Annotated in this window: 8 protein-coding genes; 3 read left to right on the top strand and 5 right to left on the bottom strand. The window is 63.2% G+C overall.

All coding sequences use genetic code 11. The annotated features are described in order from the left end of the window. Nucleotides 1–854, bottom strand: an 854-nt coding sequence (locus ISS20_RS10730; protein ID WP_291436434.1) for a serine protease, incomplete at its 3' end; no start/stop codon positions are given. 99 nt (nt 855–953) lie between these two features. Here ISS20_RS10730 and ISS20_RS10725 point away from each other — a divergent pair. Next, a complete protein-coding gene (locus ISS20_RS10725; protein WP_291436432.1) occupies nt 954–1,895 on the top strand; it encodes a M14 family metallocarboxypeptidase in 942 nt (313 codons plus the stop codon). Nucleotides 1,896–1,950: 55 nt separating this feature from the next. Here the strand turns inward: ISS20_RS10725 and ISS20_RS10720 are convergent, their stop codons facing one another. The 4 genes from ISS20_RS10720 to ISS20_RS10705 all read right to left on the bottom strand — a co-directional run bounded on the left by ISS20_RS10720 (nt 1,951) and on the right by ISS20_RS10705 (nt 5,287). Then, complete coding sequence (locus tag ISS20_RS10720; protein ID WP_291436430.1) at nt 1,951–2,268, bottom strand: hypothetical protein; 318 nt, start codon at nt 2,266–2,268, stop codon at nt 1,951–1,953. 243 nt (nt 2,269–2,511) lie between these two features. Further along, nucleotides 2,512–2,721 carry a hypothetical protein gene (locus tag ISS20_RS10715; RefSeq protein ID WP_291436429.1) on the bottom strand — a complete coding sequence of 70 codons (210 nt, stop codon included), beginning with the start codon at nt 2,719–2,721 and terminating at the stop codon, nt 2,512–2,514. A gap of 26 nt (nt 2,722–2,747) precedes the next feature. Next, a complete protein-coding gene (locus ISS20_RS10710) occupies nt 2,748–3,212 on the bottom strand; it encodes a hypothetical protein (RefSeq protein ID WP_291436427.1) in 465 nt (154 codons plus the stop codon). A 251-nt stretch (nt 3,213–3,463) separates the two neighbouring features. Continuing rightward, nucleotides 3,464–5,287 carry a glutamine--tRNA ligase/YqeY domain fusion protein gene (locus ISS20_RS10705; RefSeq protein ID WP_291436425.1) on the bottom strand — a complete coding sequence of 608 codons (1,824 nt, stop codon included), beginning with the start codon at nt 5,285–5,287 and terminating at the stop codon, nt 3,464–3,466. A gap of 171 nt (nt 5,288–5,458) precedes the next feature. Here ISS20_RS10705 and ISS20_RS10700 point away from each other — a divergent pair, with 171 nt between their 5' ends. Continuing rightward, complete coding sequence (locus ISS20_RS10700; RefSeq protein WP_274113532.1) at nt 5,459–5,800, top strand: hypothetical protein; 342 nt, start codon at nt 5,459–5,461, stop codon at nt 5,798–5,800. Nucleotides 5,801–5,993: 193 nt separating this feature from the next. Beyond that, complete coding sequence (gene aroQ / locus ISS20_RS10695) at nt 5,994–6,467, top strand: type II 3-dehydroquinate dehydratase (RefSeq protein ID WP_291436422.1); 474 nt, start codon at nt 5,994–5,996, stop codon at nt 6,465–6,467. Nucleotide 6,468: the final 1 nt, after the last annotated feature.

The following is a 6,468-nucleotide window of genomic DNA, read 5'->3' as shown; positions in this document are numbered from 1 at the left end:
TGCCGCGTCATCTCGGCGTGCGCGGCCTGCGTGATGGGCTGGGCATTGGCTGCGCGCTGCACCAGCGCCTGCGCAAACTCGGCCGGTATCAAGAAGCTCACCTGCTCGCCGTCGAGCCGCTTGGCTACGTTGACGCCCAACACCCGGCCTGCGTCGTCCACTGCGGGGCCACCGCTCATGCCGGGGTTGAGCGCGCCGCCAAAAAAGATGCGCGGGTAAAAGCTGCGCTTGACCAGCCCGTTGTAGGTGCCCTCGGTCACCGCAAAGCCGATGTCCAGCGGGTTGCCCAGCGAGTAGATGCGCTCGCCCTGCGCCAGCGCGTCGGTGGAGGGCCGAAAGCTCAGCACCGGCGTAGCGGCCGTGCGCCCCTTGGCGCGCAGCACGGCCAGGTCGCGCTGCACGTCAAACGCCAGCAGCTCCACCTCGCCCTCCTGCCCCTCCATCGTCACGTACACGCCCCGGTAGCGCTCGGGCTCCAGCGCGAGCTGGCTGGCCACGTGAAAGTTGGTGACGATCAGCCCATCGGCCGACACAAAAAAGCCCGAGCCAATCGACGCCTGCGTGTTGGCGTTGCGCAGCAGCGTGCGGATCTGCACCAGCTTGTCGCGCGACAGCTCATAAATGCGCCGCGCATCGCGCGACAGCAGGGCCGCATCGGCGGCTGTGGGTGCGGCGGCTGCAGCGCCCCCCGGTGTGGGTTTTGTGCCATCCACAGGGGCACTGCCTGCCGGGCGCGTGGCCGGGGTGTTGGCAGTTGCGGGTTGGGGGGCGGGCTGTGCGTGCGCCAGCGCACACAGCAGCAAAAGCAGCGACGAGGTCGCCAGCCGCAAGGGCCGAATCAAAGGGAGGGGCATCGCGGTATTCTATGAACGCCCTGCGACAAGCCGTTTGACGTTCTCCTTTCCGTCGGCCCCGTTTGCAACCATTCACCCGCCACTCCATCCCACGCACCCATGCAACCCACCCACACCTATCCCATCGGCACGCCCGGCCAACCCTGGGGCGCTGCAGAACGCGACCAGTGGCGCGCACGCCAGGTGCGCCAGCGCAGCTACGCCGAAGACGTGCTCACGGCCATCGAGGCACTGCGGGGCCGGTTTGACGTGGAGATGTATGGCGACGTGATTTATGGCGACGCCCAGCACCCGGCAGAGCGCTTTCCCCTGCGGGGCCTGCGCAGCCGCGAGTGGCAGCCCGGCCTGCCCACCGTGCTGGTGACCGGGGGAGTGCACGGCTACGAAACCAGTGGCGTGCACGGCGCACTGCGGTTTGTGGACACGCACGCCGAGCGCTTTGCAGGCCGCGCCAACCTGCTGGTGGTGCCGTGCGTGAGCCCCTGGGCGTACGAGCGGTTTCAGCGCTGGAACTTTGACGCCATCGACCCCAACCGGTCGTTCCGCGACGGCTCGCCCGCGCAGGAGTCCGCGGCCCTCATGCGCCTGGTGGCGCCGTTGCATGGGCAGTTTGCCGCCCACATCGACCTGCACGAAACCACCAACACCGACGAATCCGAATACCGCCCCGCCGTGGCCGCACGCGACGGCAAGGTGTTCGAGCCCGGCAGCATCCCCGACGGCTTTTACCTGGTGGACGACACCGACAACCCGCAGCCCGCCTTCCAGCAAACCATCATCGAGGCCGTCAGCCGCGTCACACACATTGCGCCAGCGGACGAGAAGAACGAAATCATCGGCTCGCCCGTGGTGGCGCCGGGCGTCATCCACTACCCGATGAAGCAGTGGGGCCTGTGCGCGGGCATCAGCGGCGCGCGCTACACCACCACAACGGAGGTCTACCCCGACAGCCCCCGCGCCACGCCCGAGCAGTGCATTGATGCACAGGTGGCGGCGGCCTGTGCGGCGGTGGAGTTTGTGCTGGCCGACGCGCAACTCTGAGAGTTGCGGCCCTGTGCGGCGCAGCTTCGTATTTTTGGTGCTTTCTTAGCGCTCGTTACCCAGCGCTTCCCAAAGCGCCCAGCAGCCGGGCACTCACCTCGGCCTCATCGATCGCCGCGAATGCCATGTTGTGCTGCTCCGTCAGTGGCCCATGGCCCGGCTCCATGCGCCCGGCAGCGTCGTAGCCCATGGCCTTGAACTTCCAGACCCCGCCCAGCTTCTTGAGCGAGCCCACATGCGCACCCGTGGCCGTGTGTACGGCCATCACATCGGCGTTGACAGGCAGCAATTGCAGCGGCCCCGCCAGCGGGCCGGGCGGCACGGGGCGGTAGGTGGGGGTGAAGGTGGGCGGCAGGGGTGGGGTAGTGAGCATGGCAGTGTTTGTAGCGCAAACGGGGTAGCGCTTGCAGCCGGGTAGATCACCCCGTGTACGGCGTGCAGCGTGTTGTGGGTGCTTTTTCGGTCGATACAAGGCTCAGCTCTGTACCCCGTGGGAGACTAGGGGCGGTTTGCATGGATCATGCCATTTGCCTCTAGCGCTTATCTTTATCTATCTCCTGCGGCCTAGTGCAGGCGGTGGCTGCTGGCTGGTGCCGGGCCGCAGGCTGGACCGCCCTCAATCCTTGAGGCTCACCCCCAGGTTGTCCATTTTTTTTGCAAACGAGTCCCTGCGTTTTACGGCCTTTGCAGCCGTTTCCGTCGCGGCTTGGACTGCCTTGGGGCCCTTGTTCGCAGCCGCTTTGATCAATCCGAGCTTGTGAGCGGCATCTGCCTGCGCCCGTTTGAAGGTGGCGATAAGTTCAGCATGGGCAACGGATGAATTCACAGGGACTTTCCTATCAATCAGCGTCCTCACCCTTGAAGGGTGACATTGGTGCGAAGCAAGGCGGTCCTTAATTCGCGAGTAGCAGGTTTTGAAATATCCACCTTTTGAACAGCCAGGTCGAACGGTGAACCCGGCCTGATGCTGGTTGGCAGTATCTTTTTTGTGGGATTCTTGGCGGGGTACGTGCCCTGACCCGGACACATGCGAACGGAAAACCCGAATTCTTCGAGCGCACCTTTTGCATACAACTCTGCCAGTTGTTGAAACGTCACGAAGGTTGAACGTTTAACGTCTTTGAATCCTGGCTGGCTGATGTCACGAACGATCTCGAATTTACCAAGCGAATCTCGCTGTGTATCGGTAAACGGATGCAGCAAGAAAGTCTGACGAACTCCATTCTTTTTGGACACCAGGGTGTGCTCGACGGCGATATCGGTTAGCAGCATATTTTTTCCTCGCTTTTCAAGCTGCAGCTTACACAGCAGCATCATTCGCCATTCCACCCAAAGTCGCGGACCGTGTTTTCCAACCAAGCCACTGGGGAGCTGATACCGCTCGAGATGCGAAGTGCTTGACCATGGCAAACCTCACTCAGAGGGCGGGGGCTTTAACTGAGTGGCAGCAAATGACAGATCCATATTGCACTGTGGCAGACCGCTTCGGGTCGAAAGCTGTTGTCGGTCCAATAGAAAACGGCCAGCAAATATAAAAATCTGCTGGCCTTTTTTCAAACAGGAGGTAATCACTTCCCCCAGGAATCCTTCAACCCCACGGCCAAGTTAAACACCGGCTTCCCTGCTTTGTGGTCAATGCGATCCGCCACAAAGTACCCATGCCGCTCAAACTGGAACTTGTCATCCGGTTGGGCATTGGCCAATGACGGCTCCACGATGGCAGTAACCACCTTCAGGCTGTTCGGGTTCAGGCTTTCAATAAAGTCCTTGCCACCCGCATCGGGATGCGCGTCCAGGAACAGGCGGTCGTACATGCGCACTTCGGCGTTCACGCCGTCTGCCACGCCCACCCAGGTGATGGCGGCTTTCACTTTCACGCTGTCGGCGCCGGGGGTGCCGCTCTTGGTGTCGGGCACCACGGTGGCCAGCACTTCGGTGATGTTGCCGTCGGCGTCTTTGTTGGCGCCCGTGCATTCGATGACGTAGCCGCCCTTCAGGCGCACCTTGTTGCCGGGGAACAAACGCTTGTAGCCCTTGGGGGGCACTTCTTCGAAGTCTTCGCGTTCGATCCAGACTTCCTTGCCGATGGTGAAGTGGCGCACGGGTGACTCTGTGCCTTCGGGTGGGTGGGGCAGGGCGGGCAGGCTGCAGGGCTCCAGGTGGCCTGCGCCCATCACGTCGTCCCAGTTAGTCAGCACCAGCTTGACGGGGTTCAGCACGGCCATGCCGCGGTGGGCTTTCAGCTCCAGGTCTTCGCGCAGGCAGCCTTCCAGGGTGCTGTAGTCGATCCAGCTGTCGGACTTGGTGACGCCGATGCGCTCGGCAAAGGTCTGGATGGCGGCGGGGGTGTAGCCACGGCGGCGCAGGCCCACGATGGTGGGCATGCGGGGGTCGTCCCAGCCGCTGACCTTGTGGTCGTACACCAGCTGGGCCAGCTTGCGTTTGCTGGTGATGACGTAGGTGAGGTTCAGGCGCGCAAACTCATACTGGCGGGGGGGCGGGCTGGCCAGCAGGTTGCCTTCGGTCAAACGCTCCAGCAGCCAGTCGTAGAAGGGGCGCTGGTCTTCAAACTCCAGCGTGCACAGGCTGTGGGTGATCTGCTCCAGCGCGTCCTCGATGGGGTGCGCGTAGGTGTACATGGGGTAGATGCACCAGGTGTCGCCCGTGTTGTGGTGGGTGGCGCGGCGGATGCGGTAGATGGCCGGGTCGCGCATGTTGATGTTGGGGCTGGCCATGTCGATCTTGGCGCGCAGCACCATCGATCCGTCTTCGTGCTGGCCGTCCTTCATCTCGCGGAAGATGCGCAGGTTCTCTGCCGGGGTGCGGCTGCGGAAGGGGCTGTCCACGCCAGGCTTGCTGAAGTCGCCCCGGTTCACGCGCATTTGTTCGGCAGTTTGCTCGTCTACGTAGGCGTGGCCAGCTTCGATCAGGTATTCAGCCGCGCGGTACATGAAGTCGAAGTAGTCGCTGGCCTGGTAGGGGGCGGCGTCGGGTGCGCCGTTCCAGTCAAAGCCCAGCCACTTCACCGCGTCGATGATGCTGTTGACGTATTCGGTGTCTTCTTTTTCGGGGTTGGTGTCGTCAAAGCGCAGGTGGCACACGCCACCGTAGTCGCGCGCCAAACCAAAGTTGATGCAGATGCTCTTGGCGTGGCCCACGTGCAGGTAGCCGTTGGGTTCGGGCGGGAAGCGGGTGCGGATCTTGGCGGGGTCGGGCTCGCCCTGGGCGTGGTGGGCGGCGTCGCCGGGGGTGCCTGCCCAGCGGCGGGTGGCGTATGTGCCTTTTTCCAGGTCATGCTCGATGATCTGGCGCAAAAAGTTGCTGGGCTTGACGGTTTCAGGGGCCGCAGAAGTTGCAGTGGCGGCGGTATTGGCGGGGGAGGGGGTGCTCATCCAGCCATTTTAGGCGGCGGTTTCGTGACGGTTTACGCATTAAAACGAGCACGTGTACGTTCAGACACAACGTAAAGACGGTTTTATGCCATCCTTTTAGGCACTTGGTGCGTTGTGTACCGGTGAGGTGCGTCCTTTTGGCTGGTCGCCCTCATTCACTAGGAGATTTCCATGACGAAAACCCGTTCTGTTTCTACTGCGGCCGCTGTGGCGGGTGTGGCGCTGGCCCTGTTGGCCGGTGCTGGCTCCGCCCAGGCCCGTGATGTCAATTGGTCTGTGGGCATTGGCGTGCCCGGCGTGGTGGTGGGGGCCAGCAATGGCTACTATGCCCCTGCCCCGGTATACGTGGCACCGCCCCCACCGGTGTACTACGCGCCCCCTCCACGCCCTGTGTATTACAACGCCCCGCCGGTGTACTACACGCCACCCCCACCGGTGTATTACGGCGGTTATGGTTATGGCTACGGCCATCGCCACCACGGACACGGCCACGGTCGCCACTGGGACCGTTGATCAGCCCCGGCGGCTGGTCTGTCACCAACCTCTTGGGCGCGAGTCGCTCACAGGCAGCGTTGCACAGGCTGCCTTTTACAGCGGTCCCTCGGGGCCGCTTTTTTATTGGGGCGGCCCCTTGCGCTGCGGCGCCGCATAATCCCGCACTCTGGCCTGCCAGCGTGGCAGGCGCATTGCCCCGGAGACCTTGTCTGTGACTGCCAATAAAACCGTTTTTGTCCTCAATGGCCCCAACCTGAACCTGCTGGGCACGCGCGAGCCCGCCGTATATGGTGCAGCCACCCTGGCCGATGTGGAAAAGCTCTGCACCGACGCCTGCGACCGCTACGGTTTTGCGCTGCGTTTTCACCAAAGCAACCACGAAGGCGCGCTGGTGGACTGGATTCACGAGGCGGGCCGCCTGCATGCGGCGGGCGAGCTTGCGGGTGTGGTTATCAACGCCGGGGCCTACACCCACACCAGCATTGCGCTGCACGACGCCATCAAGGGCACGGGCATCACGCTGATCGAGCTGCACATCAGCAACGTGCATGCGCGCGAGGCCTACCGCCACCATTCGTACATGGCAGCAGCTGCCAAGGCGGTGATGTGTGGCTTTGGCGTGCTGGGCTATGGCTTGGCGATTGACGGGCTGGCGCAGTTGCTGGCCCAGCAGCCCGCGGCCTGAG

The sequence above is a fragment of the Acidovorax sp. genome, from assembly GCF_016783915.1.
GTDB lineage: Bacteria > Pseudomonadota > Gammaproteobacteria > Burkholderiales > Burkholderiaceae_C > Acidovorax.
This window is presented reverse-complemented; position numbering and strand designations above follow the sequence as displayed.

Excerpts from the sequence above, each read along its gene's own strand:
- ISS20_RS10725 (WP_291436432.1), top strand. The coding sequence starts at position 954 with ATGCAACCCACCCACACCTATCCCATCGGCACGCCCGGCCAACCCTGG.
- ISS20_RS10720 (WP_291436430.1), bottom strand. The coding sequence starts at position 2,268 with ATGCTCACTACCCCACCCCTGCCGCCCACCTTCACCCCCACCTACCGC.
- ISS20_RS10710 (WP_291436427.1), bottom strand. The coding sequence starts at position 3,212 with ATGATGCTGCTGTGTAAGCTGCAGCTTGAAAAGCGAGGAAAAAATATG.
- ISS20_RS10705 (WP_291436425.1), bottom strand. The coding sequence starts at position 5,287 with ATGAGCACCCCCTCCCCCGCCAATACCGCCGCCACTGCAACTTCTGCG.
- ISS20_RS10700 (WP_274113532.1), top strand. The coding sequence starts at position 5,459 with ATGACGAAAACCCGTTCTGTTTCTACTGCGGCCGCTGTGGCGGGTGTG.